Here is a 17206-nt window from a genome sequence, read left to right on the forward strand (position 1 = left end):
AACGCTGACGCTCCCCCGCCTCTTTTCCTTTATGATAAAAGAAAAAGAGGTGGATCACATGGATCACATGATAAATTGGAACTACGATCTGATCAAAATCATACATGAAGAAAAATTAAAAGAACTGCTTATGAATGAAACAGCACAAAATAAAAAAAGAAACTCCCTCCATCTATAAGGGAGTTTCTTTTTTTAAGGTAAATAGAAAGCGCTTTCGTCAAAATTTCTTCACAGAAACTGTCTTAATTTTGTTTTCAGGCTAAAACCCTTCTGGAACACACCGATATTAACTATAGAAAAAGATAGTTAAAGGATTTGGTGAGATAATGGACAAAACATCGTTAATTGGTATTATTTTAGCATTAATTGCACTGGGTGTCGGTATGGTTTTGAAAGGTGTGAGTCTAACCGCTCTTATCAACCCGGCGGCTATATTAATCATTATTGCTGGGACAATTTCAGCTGTTGTTATTGCATTCCCATCTAGTGAAATTAAAAAAACACCAAAATTGTTCGGCAAAATCTTCAAAGAAAACCAGCTTCCAACGATTCAAGAAATGATCCCTCTTTTTTCAAACTGGGCACAAATTGCTCGTCGTGAAGGTCTTTTGGCATTAGAAGCAAATCTTGAGGAAGTCGATGATGATTTTCTAAAGAACGGCTTAAGCATGGCAGTAGACGGCCAAAGTGCTGAATTTATTCGAGACATATTAACAGAAGAAGTCGACGCAATGTCGGAAAGACATCAGGCAGGCGCATTAATCTTTACACAAGCAGGTACCTACGCTCCATCGCTTGGTGTACTTGGCGCCGTTGTCGGGCTCATTGCCGCACTTGCAAACATGGGAGATATCGAACAGCTTGGACATGCCATTAGTGCTGCCTTCGTTGCTACATTGCTTGGGATTTTTACAGGGTATGTTTTATGGCATCCTTTTGCCAATAAACTGAAGCGTAAATCAAAGGAAGAAGTAAAGCTTCGTCTGATTATGATTGAAGGTATTCTTTCGGTTCTTGAAGGTCAATCTCCAAAGGTCATTGAACAAAAACTTCTTATGTACTTACCAGCAAAAGAACGTGCAAATCTTGTCATTGAAGAAGGAGAAAAGCAAAATGGCTAGGAAACGGAAAAAACATGATCACGATGAGCATGTAGATGAGTCTTGGCTGCTTCCATATGCCGATCTTCTGACACTTCTCGTCGCCCTCTTCATTGTGCTGTTTGCATCTAGTTCCATTGATGTTGCGAAATATGAACAGATGGCCAAGTCTTTTAATGTTGTTTTTACTGGCGGCACTGGTGTCATGGATCAATCCAGCATGCAAAGCACAGAGGAAACCGAAAACAGCGATCAAATCAAAAAATCAGCAGAAGAAGATGAGGAAGAAGCCAAAGCAAAAGCGCGAGACCAAGCGGTTCTGACAAAGGTCAAAAAACAAGTAGATTCATTCATTGCGAATAAAAAGCTCGGTTCCAAGCTCGAAACAAAGCTTACAGATGAAGGTCTGCTCATTACGATTGAAGACAGTATCTTCTTTGATTCCGGCCGAGCGATTATCCGCCCGCAGGATGTCCCGTTAGCAAGAGAAATTTCAAAACTGCTTGTCATTAACCCTGCTCGTGACATTGTCATTAGCGGACATACAGATAATGTACCCATTAGAAATTCAGAATTTGAATCCAACTGGTATTTAAGCGCGATTCGTGCTGTAAACTTTTTAAGTATTCTACTTGAGAACAGCAACCTAGACCAAGAGAACTTTAGTACAAAAGGCTTCGGTGAATTCAAACCGATTGCCTCAAACGATACAGCGGAAGGCAGAAGTAAAAACAGACGCGTAGAAGTACTTATTTTACCGATTGAGAAAAAAGCGAAATAAAAAAGGAAGCCAGCGGCTTCCTTTCAGATTGTTGACAAAGGGCTAAAATGATCTTTATTTTAGCCCTTTGTCTTCTTTTCAGCGTGATATGAAAACCCTTGAAGTCTAGGAAAGACGAGCACTGGCGCGGAGCGAATTAGACATTCGTGAGCACCAACGCGCAGGATTGACACCGAATGCGAGGGTTTGTCTTCACGCTGAAAAGGAAGCCAGCGGCTTCCTTTTTTATTTGTTTATTCTTTATGATCATATAAATGCTTTGCACGCAGTCCCACATGTTTGAGCATATCGATGCACGCATCCTTCTCTTCTTCACTCAGCACACTGATCATCTCATGAATTTCTTTCGCATGATCTGGGAAGATATCATCAAGCAAAGCTCGTCCTTGTTCCGTAATATGCGCAAATGTCACCCTGCGGTCTTCTGCACAAGCCTTACGACTGAGGAGTTCTTTTTTCTCCAATTTATCGACCACATACGTGATGCTTCCGCTTGCGAGTAAAATCTTATCACCGATTTGCTGAAGCGGCTGATCACCTTTATGATACAGCAATTCTAGTACAGCAAATTCAGTCGGATTCAGACCGTGTTTGACAATATGTTTGTTCATGTGATGGTTAATTGAGCGATAAGCACGTGATAATACAATAAATAATTTCAATGATTTCTCAACATTATGATTTTCCATTTTTTTATCATCCTTTATGAAATGCAACCCACTAATGTGACATTAATAAACAATAAGTAAAATGTCAACATGTTGATCCATCTTTAGCATGAAAATGAGACCAGAACGAATCACCTAATTTTTTAAAAATCATACAAGTCATCGTAATAAAGATAGGTTCAATGCTATAATAAGTCTATTAGGTAATACGTTGGAGCGATGAATGATGAGTATATTGAAAGGGTTTTGGAAGAAGATCAGGCTGTACCTTATTTTGGTGATGATTCCAACCCTAATCATTAGTTATTTTATCTACGAAAAAGAAACTGAAAAAATCGATTTAAAAAACAAACAAACTGCTACACTTATGTTAAATATTCACAAAAACCAAATGAATTATTTAATTAGTGAAACAGAGGCAAGATTAACTTCCCTTGCCATGGGATTTGACCAGCCGCTTGAGACGAAAAAAGTACAAAACATCCTAGAGAAAATCTATAAACAAGAACCTCGTTTTTCAGGCCTGTATCTCCTAGACAAAAAAGGAAATGTAACAGCAAGCACCACCGTGTTAAAGGAAAAAATCAACCTATCATTCAGAGATTATTTTAAGCGTATTCAAGTGACCAAGCAGACCGTGATCACAGATAACTATGTGAGTAGAATTACAAAACAGAGAATTCTCTCCATTTGTGTCCCTGTTTTGGATGAAAACGAAGAAGTCACCAATGTTTTAGTTGCCGCCATTCAAATTGACTATTTAAGAAATATTATGAATGTATTAAACCCAGATCTTCATTTTAAGATGCTGAATCAAAATGGACATGTTGTGTTTACAAGTGGTCCGAAACCAGCATCAGAAAATGACAGCACCGTGTCTACATATTTAGATGAAAATAGCTGGAAGCTAGAGGTTTTTCCGCAGCGTGCTTCAACTAGTGAAGTGCTGTCCGTTACGCTGGTTCCTCTATCCAGTGCTTTTATTTTATTAAATATTTTATTCACACTTGTCCAATATGTCATTTTAAGGCGTCAAACTCAGCAGGAGCGTCATCAAAATGAGGCACAAAAGCTTGAATTGATTGGAACACTCGCGGCAAGTACAGCACACGAAATTCGCAACCCATTAACAGGAATTAGCGGGTTTATACAGCTTTTGCAAAAGAAGTATCATTCAGAAGAAGATCAGCTCTATTTTTCTGTCATAGAGGAAGAAATTAAACGGATTAACCAAATAGTCAGTGAATTTCTTGTGTTGGGAAAACCAACTGCAGAAAAATGGCAGAATAATTCTGTGAAAGAAATTGTGAGTGAGATCATGCCGATCGTTTTCTCAGAGGCAAACCTGTATAATGTCGAGGTTGATTTACAAATCAATACGATTCAAGATGTTGGTGTGTATTGCACGAAGGATCACATTAAACAAGTCGTATTAAATGTAGCGAAAAACTCTTTAGAAGCGATGCCAAATGGCGGTCATTTGAAGATTGTGGTTGAGGCTGAAAAAGAACATGTCATCATTAAAGTGACGGATACGGGTGAAGGCATACCAGAAGAGATGCTAAAGCATATCTTCCTCCCCTTTATTACGTCGAAGGAAAAAGGCACAGGTCTTGGGCTTGTCGTGTGTAAACGAATCATTTCGATGTATGGCGGGACAATTGATATTCATAGCGAAGTGAATAAAGGAACAACTGTTATGATCATGCTTCCTTCCGCTCACTCAGCATAGCTAAAAGAGTTCAGCCGGTTTTGCTTATGCAAGACCGGTTTTTTTCATGTCAGTAAGAGGGCCGGTTCACAGATAGGAGACTCATTTGGGACACAAGATCATGAAAGGAGGGGGCAGATTGTTTCTCATGAAAAAGAAGATGCTGATACTCATTCATCAAGTTGTCCAGTTCTTGACTATATTTAATTGTCGTCTCACCTGTGTACCCTTCCACTTGAGCAACTTCTACCATTTGTTTTCTCTTCTCATCAATGGACATCAGCAATTGTTCTTTCCTTACATAAATATTCATGATCTCAGCTCCCGCAATGAATTCATCTGTCTATGCTCTAAATGATCCGACACCAAAATTATACTTTATTTGTAAATTAAATTAAATATGCTTATTTTATTTAATTTTTTACAGCCTAAAGACCTCTTACCCAATCATTTCTGGGGGTAAACTTCAAATTTGGACAGGACTGACACATTGATTAAACAGAATTTTATCCTATGCAGAAGTTCAAAATCAACTATTTTCTTTCTCATTTTATGTCTATTTTCCTAAAAAAAAGCTGATCTTCCGCCCCATGCGGAATGATCAGCTTCTTTCATTAAACCGTTTCTTCTTCGTAAATTGGCACCCAGCCCTCAGTTGTGACAAATATGCGAACTGCGACCACTTTGCGATCCTCTTGCAATGTAAAGTAGTGACGAATATTTGGTGGCACAGAAATTAAATCGCCTGGATTCAGTCTCACATCAAAAAAGATACCATCTTGCCCTTGAATGGCAAAGATTCCGTGCCCACTCACAATAAACCGTACTTCGTCATCTGTATGATGGTGCTCACGCTTAAAGTTTTGGAGCAGCTCGTCAAGATTTGGTGTCGCATCAGATAATGAAATCACGTCCTGCGCTTTGTACCCTCTCCGTTCAGATATATTCTGTATTTCCTTTTGGAAAACGGTCAAAATTTCTTCTTTTTCCTCATCTGTTAAATCATACTTTTCTGATAACCGGTTTGGTAGCTTTTCAATATCCCAATGTTCATAAATGACCCCTTGTTTTTCTAAATATGCCGCTACCTCTTGTTCGTTCTCAAGTAATGTGTTCTCTTCATTATGAATAAAAATCGTCGCCATGTATTTTTCCTCCTTTTTTATCTAACAAGCTGCCTTTGATAAAGCGTTAATTTTAAATGATAGCTAAATAAAAATTCATAAGCCTCTAACACTCGTTTTGCTTCAAATGCTGTTTTTCCCCAGACAGTGATGCCATGATTGCGAATGAGCACAGCACCTGATTCCGCCTCTTCTGTAAGGTGCGCTGCAAAGTGTTCTGCAAGAAGTGGAATATGAGCTGGGTTTTCAATAATAGGAAGAATGACTTCTGCATCCTCTTCCCAATAACCAAGGGCTTTGATGATTTCGTTGCCTTTAAAACGAACCTCTCCTTTATCCCCATACAGCTCTGAAATGACATTATTATCGATTGTGTGGACATGGAGACAGCAGCCTGCTTTCGTCCGCTCATACACATATGTGTGAAGCAGTGTTTCGGCCGATGGTCTGAGTGGTTGATTCGGATCATTAGGCTGACCTGCTGCATCAACTAAAACAAAATCTTCGTCCGATTCTTTTCGTTTATCTTTACCGCTTGCCGTCACCAAAAACGTGATTGGATCATCCGACACCTTGATCGATAAATTACCGCTTGTTCCGAAAAACCAGTCTCTTTGTGCCAATTCACGTTTGACGTCTGCTAACTCCTGCCAGCGTTTACTCTTTGCGTCTGCCATTCCTTCACTTCCTTTATTTGAACAAATTGCGCTTTTAGATCGATAAATGTTTCATATTCTTTATGTAAGAGCCCGAGCTCTTTACACTCATTCAACAAATAGTCACGCGCAAACGTGATATCTGCATGTTTTGCTGCCTCAATATCGGTTACTGAATCTCCAATCATGATAATGAAGTCATTTTCATGAGTCAGCTTTCGAATGATCGAGGGCTTGCAGCAGCCACAGCCATTTTGACATTCTGAATCGCAGGCATGCGGCCATTCAATCTGAATATGGTCTTCTTTAAATGACGCATGATTGCAATAAATATCTGCTTGATCTACAATGCCTTCGAGTATGGGATAGACAAAAAAGTCCATACCGCCGCTTAACACATAGAAAGGAATGTCTGCTTTTTTTACATCATCAACAAATTGCTTGAATCCTTCCCGAATCTCTGTATCTTCTAAAATAAACGACTGAATGGCTTCCTTCTGATCACTCGTTAGCAATTGAAACATCTGTCCGACGCCTTCTTGAATTGTGATCTCCTTTGACAGGACACCATCCTTCAGCTTCGTCCATTCACTTGGTGCAAACTGCTTCATGATGCGAATAATATTATCATTTTTCGTAATCGTTCCATCAAAATCACAACATACAATTGGTTTTTTCATTTATTCTGCTACCCTTCCCCAAAGATCAAGTGCTGCTTTTAAGTCTTGGCAAGATGATGCCTTTTCCTCGATGGACTCTTCATTTATCACCGCATCAATGATGGATCGAAATGCTTTCCCTCCACCGATGGCTCCCCGCGGATGTCCGTGAATTCCTCCACCTGCGTTAATGACATGATCGAATCCAAAATCTTTGATCAATACCGGAACCATACCAGGATGAATGCCTGCTGACGGGACAGGGAACGTTTTTTGAACCGTATCCTCTTTTACACAAGCTTCATAGATACCAAGGGCATCTTTTTTCGGAAGTGCGACCGATCCATAAGGAGATGGAAAAAGGCTGAAATCAGCGCCAGCATATCGATTTAATGTACCTAAAAGAAGCGAATGTGAAAATCCATATTCAGGAGATGATGTAAACGCGCCGCTCACTGCTGGATGTGCCATTATAGGCAATTGGATGTCTGGGTCCTCAGCTAAGCTTTGCATGACATCAAGTCCGTAGGCAAAGACGTTGAATAGAAGTGCATCTGCTCCGAGTTCAGCGGCCTTCCTTGCTCGATCTTTAAGTTCAAATGTTCTGCCAGTTAAATTGACAGCATACAGCGTGCGGTGCCCTGTCTCTTCATATGTTTCTTTTAATATCTTTTTTCCTTCTTTGATTCGTTCTTCAAAAGGGGCTAATGGACTTTCAAATAAAATTTCATCGTCTTTGATGAAGTCAACACCGCCTAATGCCTGTAAACGGAGCTGCTCCTTTAAATCCGCCATATCACGGCCGATCACGCCTTTAAAAATACTCATCAATAACGGACGATCAAACACATCTAATCTCTTTCGGATCCCCTCTATTCCAAATACCGGTCCAGGCAGCTTTTTTTTAAACCTTTTCGAAAATTCTATATCGACAAGCTTTACTTTCCCATCTAGTGAGAGCTTTCCAAATATCGTCGTTAAAACGGCTGGTATGTCAGCTGAAAAGTTAGCCTCAGGATAAGCAATTGTTACCTCTGATTGATACAGACCATTTTCGGCTGATGCAAACTTTTCGGTCACTTTCTCTACTCGGCCTTTATGTTTTTTAAGTTGCTCCTTTTTGAGCTGCGGCAAATCCGTCCATGATCCAACTGTTAAACCAAGAGCGATCTGCTCCGCTTTTCGGTCAATTTGTTCATCCTCTCGATGTGTTAATACGTATGTTGCCAGTAATTCACTCACTAGGAATCCCCTTTCGATTGTGTCCTCTATATGTTCAATAAAAAAACCTCTTTAAGTGCTTGGGCAGCGCCTTAAAGAGGTTTCGTCTCATTCATCCGAATCTTATCTCTCAGCGCCTGCTGCAAGAATTAGCACCGTGCTTCATGGAAGTCGGTTGCCGGGCTTCATTGGGCTAGTCCCTCTGCCTACTCTTGATAAGAATATTCAATTTTCTTAAATATTGCCTGAATTATCCCACCATTTTTTTACGTTGTCAATGGCTTTTTTCAAATAGCTGCAAGGCAGCGATGCGTTCTGCGGCTTCTTTTAACCGCTCCTCACTTGTTAAAAGCCCTACTCTGACATAGCCTTCACCGCCAGCACCAAAGCCATTCCCTGGCGCAACGACAACATGTGCTTTCTCTAATAATAAGTCAGAAAAAGTTTCAGATGTATACCCTTCAGGCACCTTTAACCAAGCAAAAAATGATCCCTTCGGTGCAGTTACGTCCCAGCCAATGTCCTTACATGCAGCAATCCATGTATTTCGTCTTTTTTCATAACGATCATTTTGCTCCTGTACGCACGTTTGATCGCTTAAAAGAGCTTCTGCTGCTGCATCTTGAGTCGCTTTAAACAGTGACACAAACAGATGATCCTGATAAAGCTCGATCGCTTCAATGACAGAAGAATTTCCTGCTGCAAAACCAACTCTCCAGCCGGCCATATTATATGTTTTGGACAATGTGTAAATTTCAATACCCGTCTCTTTCGCTCCATCTATTTGCAGGAAGCTGACCGGCTTTTCTCCATCGAATCCAATGCCACCATATGCGAAATCATGGACAACACACAATTTGTGATCTTTCGCAAAAGTCACGGTTTCTTCAAAAAATGCACGACTTGCAGTGGCACCAGTCGGATTGTTTGGGTAATTTAAGTACATCAATTTTGCCTTTTTCTTATCAGCCTCTGACAATAGATGGTAGTCAGGTAAAAAATCATTTTGTTCAAGAAGAGGCATGGTAACCATATGAGCTCCAGCAAGCACGGCGCCAGACCAGTAATCAGGATAACCTGGGTCTGGGACAAGCAGCGTATCACCCGGATTCAAAAGGCATTGAGGCAGTTCAACAAGTCCCGCTTTCCCGCCAAATAAAATCGCGATCTCCGTCATTGGATCAAGCGTAACCCCATATTCTCTTTCATAAAAGGCGGCGGCGGCCTTTTTTAGTTTCGCCGTCCCGCGGAATGAAGAGTATTGGTGATTTTCCGGTTTTGCTACCGCTTCCTGCATGGCTTTGACAATATGCGGCGGGGTTGGCTGATCAGGATTTCCCTGACCTAAATTAATGATATCGGCCCCTTCCTGCACTTTTTTCTGCACTTTTTGGACAAGCGACGCAAAAAACTGTTTCGGTAAATGTTTCAACACATCTGATTGCTGGAATTCCATTTTTTCACCTTCTATTCAAGTTACATGACAATACACTCACTGTAATAGATTGTTTTATGAATTGTAAAGCAATTTTGAAAAAAGATTGACATGTGAAGAGCAGCTCTGATAATATTTTGAATTAAGAAATACATGCAGACAAAACAATTACATATTGATTTCTCTTATCGAGAGTTGGGCGAGGGATTTGGCCTTTTGACCCCAACAGCAACCGACCGTTAATACCACTGTGAAGTGGGGCGCAGCAAGTAAAGCGCCGAGACAATTGTCTTATAGGGCACGGTGCTAATTCCATCAGACGTATGTGCTGAGAGATAAGAGAGGCTTAGAGCATACACGCCATCAAGCCTCTTTCTCTCAGGAGAAAGAGGCTTTTTTATATGATTTGGAGGGGAAGCAATTGGTTACACTTACGGCATCATATGAAGAATTAACAGAGAGCTCGGCAGTTGTACTCGCAATTAGACTTGGCTTGATCCAAGAAAGTAGTCATTTAACATGTACTGAAATCGGTGACGGAAATTTAAATTACGTCTTTCATATCTTTGATCACAAACGTGAAAATGGCTTGATCATCAAGCAGGCACTGCCTTATGCAAAGGTGGTTGGGGAGAGCTGGCCGCTTACATTAGACCGTGCAAGAATTGAAAGTGCTGCACTGATTAAGCAGTCAGAATATACACCGCATCTCGTACCAACAGTCTATTATTCTGATACAGCTCTTGCTGTGACAGCAATGGAGGATCTATCACACCTGGAAATCGTCAGAAAAGGGCTAATTGCCGGAAAACAATACCCGTATTTATCAGCTCATGTCGGTGAATTTTTAGGCAAAACACTATTTTACACATCTGACTTTGCCACAAATCCTAAAATCAAAAAACAATTCGTGAAGCAATTTACAAACCCTGACCTTTGTGACATCACAGAAAAACTCGTCTTCACAGACCCTTTCTTTGATAGTGAAACAAATGACTTCGAAGAGGAATTAAGAGAAGATGCCGAAGCATTGTGGACCGATCTTGCAGTGCAAGCCAAAGCAGCAGAACTAAAGCGAATTTTCTTAACCTCAGCTGAAACACTGGTTCATGGAGATCTTCATACAGGCAGTATTTTTGCAAGCGAGACTGAAACAAAGATCATTGATCCAGAATTCGCTTTTTACGGTCCCTTTGGATTCGATATCGGTCACTTTATTGCCAATCTACTGTTGAATGCTTTATCTCGTGAAAATGAGCAGGATCAGCAGCACCTTTTTGATCATGTTGTCAATGTATGGGCAACATTCAAAGAAGTGTTCACAAAAGCTTGGAAAGAAGACAGCATTGAAGCGTTTAGTGTATCGGACAGCTTTTTAGAAACAACCTTTGACCGTATTTTAAAAGAAGCGACAGGCTTTGCTGGCTGTGAGCTAGTTCGCCGAACCATTGGTCTTGCTCATGCCGCTGATCTTGATGCCATTCCATCACCAACTAAACGAATTCAGCAGAAAAAAGCAGCACTTACGCTCGGAAAAACTTTCATCAAACAATATCATACAGTGGAAACAGCGTCTGACCTCGTCGCATTATTCCAGCAATCTGTAAAGGAGTGACGGGTTTTGTCTAAAGAATTTGAAGTTCCCCGTTCCGTCGAATGGGAAGAAAACCATATTAAAATTTTGAATCAGCAAAAATTACCGGCTGAAACCGTATTTGAGCATTTATCTACTAAGGAAGATGTCTATGATGCGATTGTGACGTTAAAAGTGCGCGGAGCACCTGCTATTGGCATTACAGCCGCTTTTGGGCTTGCGCTCAGTGCCCAAGAAATTGATACAGAAAAAATTGATGTCTTTCAACAAGAAGTAGCTCGACTAAAAGAATACTTAAACAGTGCTCGTCCAACCGCTGTGAACCTTACCTGGGCATTAGACCGACTGCTTCAGCGCATTAAGCGTGCTGCTTCGGTGAATGCAGCCAAAACAGATCTTGTCCATGAAGCCATTCAAATTCAAATCGAAGATGAAGAAACATGCAGGCAAATCGGTCAAAATGCCCTCCAGCTCTTTAAATCAGGTGACCGTATTATGACCATTTGTAATGCAGGCTCCATCGCAACGAGCCGTTACGGAACAGCGCTTGCTCCTTTTTATTTAGCCAAAAAGAAAAATCTCGATCTTCATATTTATGCTTGTGAAACACGCCCCGTTCTTCAAGGCGCCAGGCTGACGACATGGGAGCTCATGCAGGGCGGTGTGGATGTGACGCTCATCACAGATAACATGGCAGCCCATACGATGAAGGAAAAGCAAATTTCTGCTGTTATTGTTGGAGCTGATCGGATCGCTCGAAATGGAGATACAGCGAATAAGATTGGAACGTTAGGTCTTGCCATTCTGGCTAAACACTTTCAAATTCCGTTTTTTGTGGCAGCACCGCTTTCGACCTTTGATGTATCGACCCTTGATGGGGCAGATATTCCAATTGAAGAGCGCGACCCGCTGGAAGTAAAGGAATTAAACGGAATACAAATTGCACCGCCCGATGTTCAAGTATTTAATCCCGCCTTTGATGTCACTCCCCACCATCTTATTTCAGGTATCATTACAGAGAAGGGGATTATCACTTCCAATTATACAGAGGAGATTGATGCACTTTTCACTGAAAGCATCTCCCTCTAATATCAAAAAAGCGCCGTGTTCTCGTTATTTAAGAGCACCGCGCTTTTTTGTTTCATTCGTTTTAGCTAATATTTCTTTTTTCTGTTCCTCTGTCAAGACGTTCATTTTGACACATAGTGATGTGACGGCATACACTTTATCTTTTTTGCCCCAAAACATCCTAGCACCCTCCTTTTTCCCTCGACCAACTTTTTTAGCTTAATAAAAGGATATGTCGTTTGCTAAACATTTGGAACAGGTCAACGGATTTATTTTTGAACAAATGGGATGCCTTCTAATTCAAGCAGAACCGCTTTCATATCTGTCTTCGTTCCTGCATAGCCCGTGAGAGACCGGTCTTTCCCAATGACCCGGTGACACGGGATAAAAATAGGCAATGCATTGCGCCGGTTGGCTTGTCCAATGGCTCTGACGGCCTTTGGATTGCCAATCGCTTCTGCAATGTCTGCATAGCTTTTTGATTCACCGTATGGAATAGCCGAAAGTGCATCCCACACTTGCTCTTGAAACGGAGAGCCAGCTTGCTTGAGTGGAAGATCGAATACTTTACGATCTCCCCTGAAATACTCATCAAGCTGTTTTTTCGCTTCTCGTAAAACAGACGTATCTTCTTTTTTTAGATCGGATGCCTGTTTTTTTGCCAAAAACGGTTCATCATCAAACACCACTTCGATAATGACACCGTCTTTTTCTAGTATGTATAATGCCCCGATTGGTGCGTGATAGACTGTATAATACACATTAAAGCTCCCCTTCTTGTTTCTGTTGCCTGAGTGGCAGCGTGAGATGGAAAACCGTCCCTACTCCTTCTTCACTCTCTACCTCAATGGTTCCTTGATGCTCTTCAATAATTTTATAACTAACCATTAAACCAAGTCCAGTACCTCGTTCTTTCGTTGTATAAAATGGTTCACCAAGACGCTTTAGCTTATCCTCTGTCATTCCGCAGCCTTCATCACGCAGTGAAATGACAATATGCTCCTCCCCCTTCCGCTGAATGCTCACGTATACATTTCCTTTCCGCGGCATCACTTCAATCGCATTTTTTAAAATGTTAATGAAGACCTGTTTTAATTGATTTTGTTCACAGTAGATCAGTGGAATCTCATCCATCACATTGAGGTGCATTTGAACATTGCCAAGATTCGCCTGTGCGTGCAGAAGATCCATCGTGTCTTTTACAATTTGCACCACATTTTTTTCTTCATACACAATGGCTTGTGGTTTCGCTAAAATCAAAAATTCTGTAATAATGGATTCAATTCTTTTAAGCTCAGATGTGATGACATTGAAATAGAGTGAATACTCCCCTTCAATATTTCCTTTCAGCAGTTGAATGAAGCCTTTTAATGCCGTCATCGGATTCCTAATTTCATGAGCAATTCCAGCGGCAAGCTCTCCGACCACATGAAGTGTATCTGATTTTCTCACCCGCTCTTCTAGTTCTTTCCGCTCTGTCACATCTCTAAAGATCGCTAGATTCATGTTATGAATGATATTGCGTTTAAAAGAGAACTCTAGTATACGTTGATCTGGGTGGTTCAGCACAAACGGAACTTCATTGTCCATCTCATCTAATGACATCGCCTGAGCGGGCTGTGCCAAATTTTCAATTTGATATGGTGCAAGTATATGAAAGAGATTCATTTCAGTTAAATGATCGTCCTTCAGTTCTAGCAGTTCGCTTGCAGAAGGATTGACATCAATAATCCGGTATTGATTATCGAAAAGAACAATGCCATCCATTGACCCATTAAATACTTTACGGAATTTGAGCTCACTTTCACGCAGCTCCTGCTCCATTCGCTTTCTATCACTGACATTACGTAAAATGGTTAAGTGCTGTCCTTCTAATACCGCATGCTTTGAGGTGAACTCCAGCTCTTTAAATTGACCATTTGCCATTCTGAACAGGAGTTCTTCCCTTATTTCATGATTCCTGATATAACGTCTTCTTGTCGGTCTATATCTCTTATCAGATTTGACGAGAAAGTCTGTAAGTTTCTTGCCAATCAGTTGATGCATTGGTAATTCAAAAATACGGCAGGCCGATTCATTGGCTCTCACAATCTCTCCATCGTCCGCCCATATGATGATAGCATCCATCGCATTTTCGAATATTTCTCTAAAGCGTTCTTCACTTTTTAACAGCTTCTCTTCCATTAACCTTTTTTCTGTAATATCCCGCATGATGGACATATAAAAACCGCTCATGACATTTGATGTAATGGTCAGTTCGAATAATTTGTGCTGACCAGATTGTAGGGTAACGGGAAGCTCTCCTTTTGCTTTTCCTGTTTCTTTTAATGACGTTAAAAGGTGCTGCAAGGCTGGAAGATTTTCTTCTTCGACAAATTCATTTAAATAGCGATCTGTTAAATCTGTCTTTTGAAGCTCAAAGCTCTGACAAAAAGAATGATTGGCGTCTATCATGCAGCCATCCTGATCAAAAATGACCATACCATCAATCGCTCGGTCAAACAAATCTTTGAACAGCTGCTCATTCATGGAGCGTTCTCGTTCTAAGATTTTCTTTGAAGAAATATCTCGCATCACCACAATATATTGCTGATTCACGGCGTCATGTTCTGCAACAAATTCAATGTATTTTGTCTCGCCATTTTCAAGCTGGATGGAGATTTCTCTTTTTAATGTACCTTTTCGAAAAAAAACCTCTAGTGAGCATTCAATTTTATTTTTCGGGATGCCGTATAGGAAATCTAGAACGGATTTATTGAGGAGGTCTTCTTTCGGTGTCTGTACAAGCCGGCATGTTGCTTCGTTGGCTTGGACAATGTTGAGGTGCTGATCAAATATAAAAATGGCATCTAACGTCTTATTTAACAACATTTTTTGCTGCATCAACTCAGTTCGCAAATATTCGTTCTCTTTTTCTAATTTTCTGATATTTTCCGCAGAGATTAATCGCTTGCCATCGAGCGTTTCAGTCATTCTCTTACACTCCTTTTCCAGCCTCATTCCTCTACAATATTTCTACAATATTTTCATTGTTCCTTCATTCGACTCATAAAAAAAGATAACTTTTTACACGAAGACTGTTTAATTTATTTCATGCGGATGACACGATTGTATAATGAATCTCTTTTCTTACGCTTCTTTTACAACCGTTATACAATTTCAAATCAAATAGCGAAATGAGCCAAAATGTATTTTAAAATGGGGCAAATGAGGGAACCGTGCACTTAGAACATTTATGTTTGAAATGAAGCAGGGAAAGGTGATGTTATGGCATCTTCACGAGATAGTTATTTTGATAATGCGAAATTTCTTCTGATTTTTCTAGTCGTTTTTGGTCATTTGTTACGGTCATTCATCCATGATAATGATTGGTTGCTCTACTTATACAAGTTTATTTATACATTTCATATGCCGGCCTTTATCTTGGTCTCTGGCTTCTTTGCAAAAGGATTTAGACAGCCTGGTTTTATGAAAAAAGTCGCCGTTAAGCTGATCATCCCATATTTAATTTTTCAGGTGATCTATTCTGTATACTATTATCTCTTGCAGGATCAAAGCATGTCCAATTTAAATCCAATTGATCCGCAATGGTCTTTATGGTTTTTAATTAGTTTATTCTTTTGGAATTTACTGCTCATTCCTTTTTCCAAACTGCCGTTCCACTGGGCGATGATCGTCAGTTTATCGATCGCATTACTTGTCGGTTACGTGGACAGCATTAGCAATACGCTCAGCTTATCGCGTACGTTTGTCTTTTTGCCCATGTTTTTGGCTGGCTTTTATTTAAAGAAGCAGCACTTTGAATTTATCCGAACTAGCAAAGGGAAAATAACAGCACTTTTTGTATTGATGGGCGTGTTCATGTTTTGCTATTTCTATGAATTCGATTATTCCTTCTTATTTGGGTCACAGTCATACTCTTCTCTTGGAGATGAAGGACTGATTGCGGCTATGAAACGAATGGCATGGTATTTGCTTGCCTTTGGCGCTACATTTAGCTTCTTTGCATTAGTCCCAACACGCCGTTTCTTCTTTACAAAATGGGGCACGAGAACGTTATATGTCTATTTATTGCATGGTTTTGTCATCAAGCTGCTCAGAACCACTTGGTTTGATGATTGGGCACTAAATGCGGCAAGCGTACTGATTTTATTGCTGCTAACCATCCTCTTAACCTTTACCCTATCTAGTACATTTGTCAAAACCGTTGCACAGCCAGTGATTGAGCTCAAAATGACCAGTCTCATGCGAACGATCACTGGCAAACAAAGCAGCTATATCAAATAAAAAACGATCCCACGAGGATCGTTTTTTCTATTTCTTGTTCTTTTGCCCAGTATGACATTCAGCATCCTTTTTTGGTTTCATGAGGGTATCAATCCATTTGCTGCTGTTCACATCTCCAAGCTCACTGCCAAATTCCTCTCCTAAGATGTCTGGATTCATCGGTTTTTTATGGTCTTTGATATCCTTGCTCTTCACATGCTTTTTAGTCACGAGATGCTCCCCCTTGTTTACCTTGGTGAGAATTTCGGTTTGCCTGACGATCTTTTGATTGTTCGTCAAATTGTGTTTGACCTTGGTCATGTGCCATGCTTTCTGTTGGCGTCATATTATTTGTCAGTGCTTCATTTTTCGCTGCTTTTCTTTTCATTTAAAATCAGTCCTTTTTCGGCATGTTTAGTTCTTCTCTTAATTGTTCAAACAGCTCTTTCATTTGCTTAACCGTTACTGGTTTTTCCTCAGGTTTTAATTCATAGCCAATTTGTCCATTAGCTTCTAGCGTGGCTTTTTTGAGACTGCTGATGTCCGTAATGCCTTGCTGCTTTAAACGCATTTTAAATTGATCCCTTGTGAGCCGGGTTTTCTTCAGCTTGTCATCAAGCATTTGGCCATCCTGTAAAATCACCACCGATTTCCCTGAAACCAATTTTTCAAAGAAATCAGATTGAATCGACAGCTTTTCCATCACCACAAGTGCCACAATAAAGATGGCTGCTGCATAAATGGTTTCAAGTAAATTATGTTCAATAAAGGGTTGGATAATAATCGACCCGATTGAAATCATGATCACTGTTTGTTGAACAGTTAATTGACTAATGGATTTAGGCCCTGCTATTCTCAGTAGCAAGGTACCAACTAGCAGCATGACAATTGCTTTCCATATTACATCCAGCACGTCTCGTTCA

The 17206-nt window shown here is 40.4% G+C and carries 19 protein-coding genes and 2 riboswitches; of the genes, 6 read left to right on the forward strand and 13 right to left on the reverse strand.

The features are described from left to right. Positions 1 to 326 precede the first annotated feature (326 nt). Together motA and motB are read left to right on the forward strand one after the other, a co-directional pair. A complete protein-coding gene (motA, locus tag C6W18_RS11275; RefSeq protein ID WP_034324951.1) occupies positions 327 to 1121 on the forward strand; it encodes a flagellar motor stator protein MotA in 795 nt (264 codons plus the stop codon). Further along, on the forward strand, positions 1114 to 1881 hold the full coding sequence (gene motB, locus C6W18_RS11280; protein ID WP_034324953.1) for a flagellar motor protein MotB: 768 nt from the start codon (positions 1114 to 1116) through the stop codon (positions 1879 to 1881). The genes motA and motB overlap by 8 nt, the downstream gene beginning before the upstream one ends. Before the next feature lie 233 nt (positions 1882 to 2114). Here the strand turns inward: motB and mhqR are convergent, their stop codons facing one another. After that, positions 2115 to 2570, reverse strand: coding sequence for a MarR family transcriptional regulator MhqR (gene mhqR, locus C6W18_RS11285; protein ID WP_003211701.1), 456 nt, complete (start codon positions 2568 to 2570; stop codon positions 2115 to 2117). A 205-nt stretch (positions 2571 to 2775) separates the two neighbouring features. Here mhqR and kinD point away from each other — a divergent pair, with 205 nt between their 5' ends. Continuing rightward, positions 2776 to 4281 carry a sporulation kinase KinD gene (gene kinD, locus C6W18_RS11290; protein ID WP_034322105.1) on the forward strand — a complete coding sequence of 502 codons (1506 nt, stop codon included), beginning with the start codon at positions 2776 to 2778 and terminating at the stop codon, positions 4279 to 4281. A gap of 49 nt (positions 4282 to 4330) precedes the next feature. Here the strand turns inward: kinD and C6W18_RS11295 are convergent, their stop codons facing one another. The 6 genes from C6W18_RS11295 to C6W18_RS11320 all read right to left on the reverse strand — a co-directional run bounded on the left by C6W18_RS11295 (position 4331) and on the right by C6W18_RS11320 (position 9376). Next, a complete protein-coding gene (locus C6W18_RS11295; protein ID WP_105927603.1) occupies positions 4331 to 4573 on the reverse strand; it encodes an aspartyl-phosphate phosphatase Spo0E family protein in 243 nt (80 codons plus the stop codon). Positions 4574 to 4874: 301 nt separating this feature from the next. Beyond that, on the reverse strand, positions 4875 to 5405 hold the full coding sequence (locus tag C6W18_RS11300) for a 1,2-dihydroxy-3-keto-5-methylthiopentene dioxygenase (protein ID WP_105927604.1): 531 nt from the start codon (positions 5403 to 5405) through the stop codon (positions 4875 to 4877). 17 nt (positions 5406 to 5422) lie between these two features. Beyond that, on the reverse strand, positions 5423 to 6061 hold the full coding sequence (locus C6W18_RS11305) for a methylthioribulose 1-phosphate dehydratase (RefSeq protein WP_034322112.1): 639 nt from the start codon (positions 6059 to 6061) through the stop codon (positions 5423 to 5425). Further along, positions 6025 to 6720: a 2-hydroxy-3-keto-5-methylthiopentenyl-1-phosphate phosphatase gene (locus C6W18_RS11310; protein ID WP_105927605.1), complete on the reverse strand. Its 696-nt coding sequence runs from the start codon at positions 6718 to 6720 to the stop codon at positions 6025 to 6027. Before C6W18_RS11310 ends, C6W18_RS11305 begins: the two co-directional genes overlap by 37 nt. Continuing rightward, positions 6721 to 7941, reverse strand: coding sequence for a 2,3-diketo-5-methylthiopentyl-1-phosphate enolase (gene mtnW / locus C6W18_RS11315; protein ID WP_105927606.1), 1221 nt, complete (start codon positions 7939 to 7941; stop codon positions 6721 to 6723). A 99-nt stretch (positions 7942 to 8040) separates the two neighbouring features. After that, positions 8041 to 8142: riboswitch (SAM riboswitch) on the reverse strand. Positions 8143 to 8194: 52 nt separating this feature from the next. Continuing rightward, on the reverse strand, positions 8195 to 9376 hold the full coding sequence (locus tag C6W18_RS11320; protein WP_105927607.1) for a pyridoxal phosphate-dependent aminotransferase: 1182 nt from the start codon (positions 9374 to 9376) through the stop codon (positions 8195 to 8197). Positions 9377 to 9538: 162 nt separating this feature from the next. Continuing rightward, positions 9539 to 9696, forward strand: a riboswitch (SAM riboswitch). A gap of 80 nt (positions 9697 to 9776) precedes the next feature. Between C6W18_RS11320 and mtnK the strand changes: the two genes are divergently transcribed. Together mtnK and mtnA are read left to right on the forward strand one after the other, a co-directional pair. Continuing rightward, on the forward strand, positions 9777 to 10970 hold the full coding sequence (mtnK, locus tag C6W18_RS11325) for an S-methyl-5-thioribose kinase (protein WP_105927608.1): 1194 nt from the start codon (positions 9777 to 9779) through the stop codon (positions 10968 to 10970). 6 nt (positions 10971 to 10976) lie between these two features. Continuing rightward, positions 10977 to 12038, forward strand: coding sequence for an S-methyl-5-thioribose-1-phosphate isomerase (gene mtnA / locus C6W18_RS11330; protein WP_105927609.1), 1062 nt, complete (start codon positions 10977 to 10979; stop codon positions 12036 to 12038). 24 nt (positions 12039 to 12062) lie between these two features. On the opposite strand, the gene C6W18_RS20455 is transcribed toward mtnA, so the two are convergent. The 3 genes from C6W18_RS20455 to C6W18_RS11340 form a co-directional block, all read right to left on the reverse strand. Beyond that, complete coding sequence (locus C6W18_RS20455) at positions 12063 to 12197, reverse strand: hypothetical protein (protein WP_262982640.1); 135 nt, start codon at positions 12195 to 12197, stop codon at positions 12063 to 12065. A gap of 89 nt (positions 12198 to 12286) precedes the next feature. Continuing rightward, positions 12287 to 12778 (reverse strand): methylated-DNA--[protein]-cysteine S-methyltransferase, encoded by a 492-nt coding sequence (locus C6W18_RS11335; protein WP_105927610.1) that lies wholly within the window; start codon positions 12776 to 12778, stop codon positions 12287 to 12289. A gap of 1 nt (position 12779) precedes the next feature. Continuing rightward, complete coding sequence (locus tag C6W18_RS11340) at positions 12780 to 14990, reverse strand: PAS domain-containing sensor histidine kinase (RefSeq protein ID WP_105927611.1); 2211 nt, start codon at positions 14988 to 14990, stop codon at positions 12780 to 12782. 294 nt (positions 14991 to 15284) lie between these two features. Between C6W18_RS11340 and C6W18_RS11345 the strand changes: the two genes are divergently transcribed. Continuing rightward, a complete protein-coding gene (locus C6W18_RS11345) occupies positions 15285 to 16304 on the forward strand; it encodes an acyltransferase family protein (protein ID WP_105927612.1) in 1020 nt (339 codons plus the stop codon). A 27-nt stretch (positions 16305 to 16331) separates the two neighbouring features. Here the strand turns inward: C6W18_RS11345 and C6W18_RS11350 are convergent, their stop codons facing one another. Genes C6W18_RS11350 through C6W18_RS11355 form a run of 3 tightly spaced genes read right to left on the reverse strand, consistent with a single transcriptional unit; the run spans position 16332 to position 17196 of the window. After that, complete coding sequence (locus tag C6W18_RS11350) at positions 16332 to 16514, reverse strand: hypothetical protein (RefSeq protein WP_105927613.1); 183 nt, start codon at positions 16512 to 16514, stop codon at positions 16332 to 16334. Beyond that, complete coding sequence (locus C6W18_RS20070; RefSeq protein WP_167331434.1) at positions 16507 to 16671, reverse strand: hypothetical protein; 165 nt, start codon at positions 16669 to 16671, stop codon at positions 16507 to 16509. The genes C6W18_RS11350 and C6W18_RS20070 overlap by 8 nt, the downstream gene beginning before the upstream one ends. A 6-nt stretch (positions 16672 to 16677) precedes the next feature. Continuing rightward, on the reverse strand, positions 16678 to 17196 hold the full coding sequence (locus C6W18_RS11355; protein WP_105927614.1) for a DUF421 domain-containing protein: 519 nt from the start codon (positions 17194 to 17196) through the stop codon (positions 16678 to 16680). Between the last annotated feature and the right edge of the window lie 10 nt (positions 17197 to 17206).

This window comes from Bacillus sp. LLTC93 (assembly GCF_002993125.1).
GTDB lineage: Bacteria > Bacillota > Bacilli > Bacillales > Bacillaceae > Bacillus > Bacillus zhangzhouensis.

Bases quoted from the DNA above. Each gene is read 5' to 3' on its own strand.
- motA (WP_034324951.1), top strand. From the start codon at position 327: ATGGACAAAACATCGTTAATTGGTATTATTTTAGCATTAATTGCACTG.
- motB (WP_034324953.1), top strand. From the start codon at position 1,114: ATGGCTAGGAAACGGAAAAAACATGATCACGATGAGCATGTAGATGAG.
- mhqR (WP_003211701.1), bottom strand. From the start codon at position 2,570: ATGGAAAATCATAATGTTGAGAAATCATTGAAATTATTTATTGTATTA.
- kinD (WP_034322105.1), top strand. From the start codon at position 2,776: ATGAGTATATTGAAAGGGTTTTGGAAGAAGATCAGGCTGTACCTTATT.
- C6W18_RS11295 (WP_105927603.1), bottom strand. From the start codon at position 4,573: ATGAATATTTATGTAAGGAAAGAACAATTGCTGATGTCCATTGATGAG.
- C6W18_RS11300 (WP_105927604.1), bottom strand. From the start codon at position 5,405: ATGGCGACGATTTTTATTCATAATGAAGAGAACACATTACTTGAGAAC.
- C6W18_RS11305 (WP_034322112.1), bottom strand. From the start codon at position 6,061: ATGGCAGACGCAAAGAGTAAACGCTGGCAGGAGTTAGCAGACGTCAAA.
- C6W18_RS11310 (WP_105927605.1), bottom strand. From the start codon at position 6,720: ATGAAAAAACCAATTGTATGTTGTGATTTTGATGGAACGATTACGAAA.
- C6W18_RS11320 (WP_105927607.1), bottom strand. From the start codon at position 9,376: ATGGAATTCCAGCAATCAGATGTGTTGAAACATTTACCGAAACAGTTT.
- C6W18_RS20455 (WP_262982640.1), bottom strand. From the start codon at position 12,197: ATGTTTTGGGGCAAAAAAGATAAAGTGTATGCCGTCACATCACTATGT.
- C6W18_RS11340 (WP_105927611.1), bottom strand. From the start codon at position 14,990: ATGACTGAAACGCTCGATGGCAAGCGATTAATCTCTGCGGAAAATATC.
- C6W18_RS11345 (WP_105927612.1), top strand. From the start codon at position 15,285: ATGGCATCTTCACGAGATAGTTATTTTGATAATGCGAAATTTCTTCTG.
- C6W18_RS20070 (WP_167331434.1), bottom strand. From the start codon at position 16,671: ATGAAAAGAAAAGCAGCGAAAAATGAAGCACTGACAAATAATATGACG.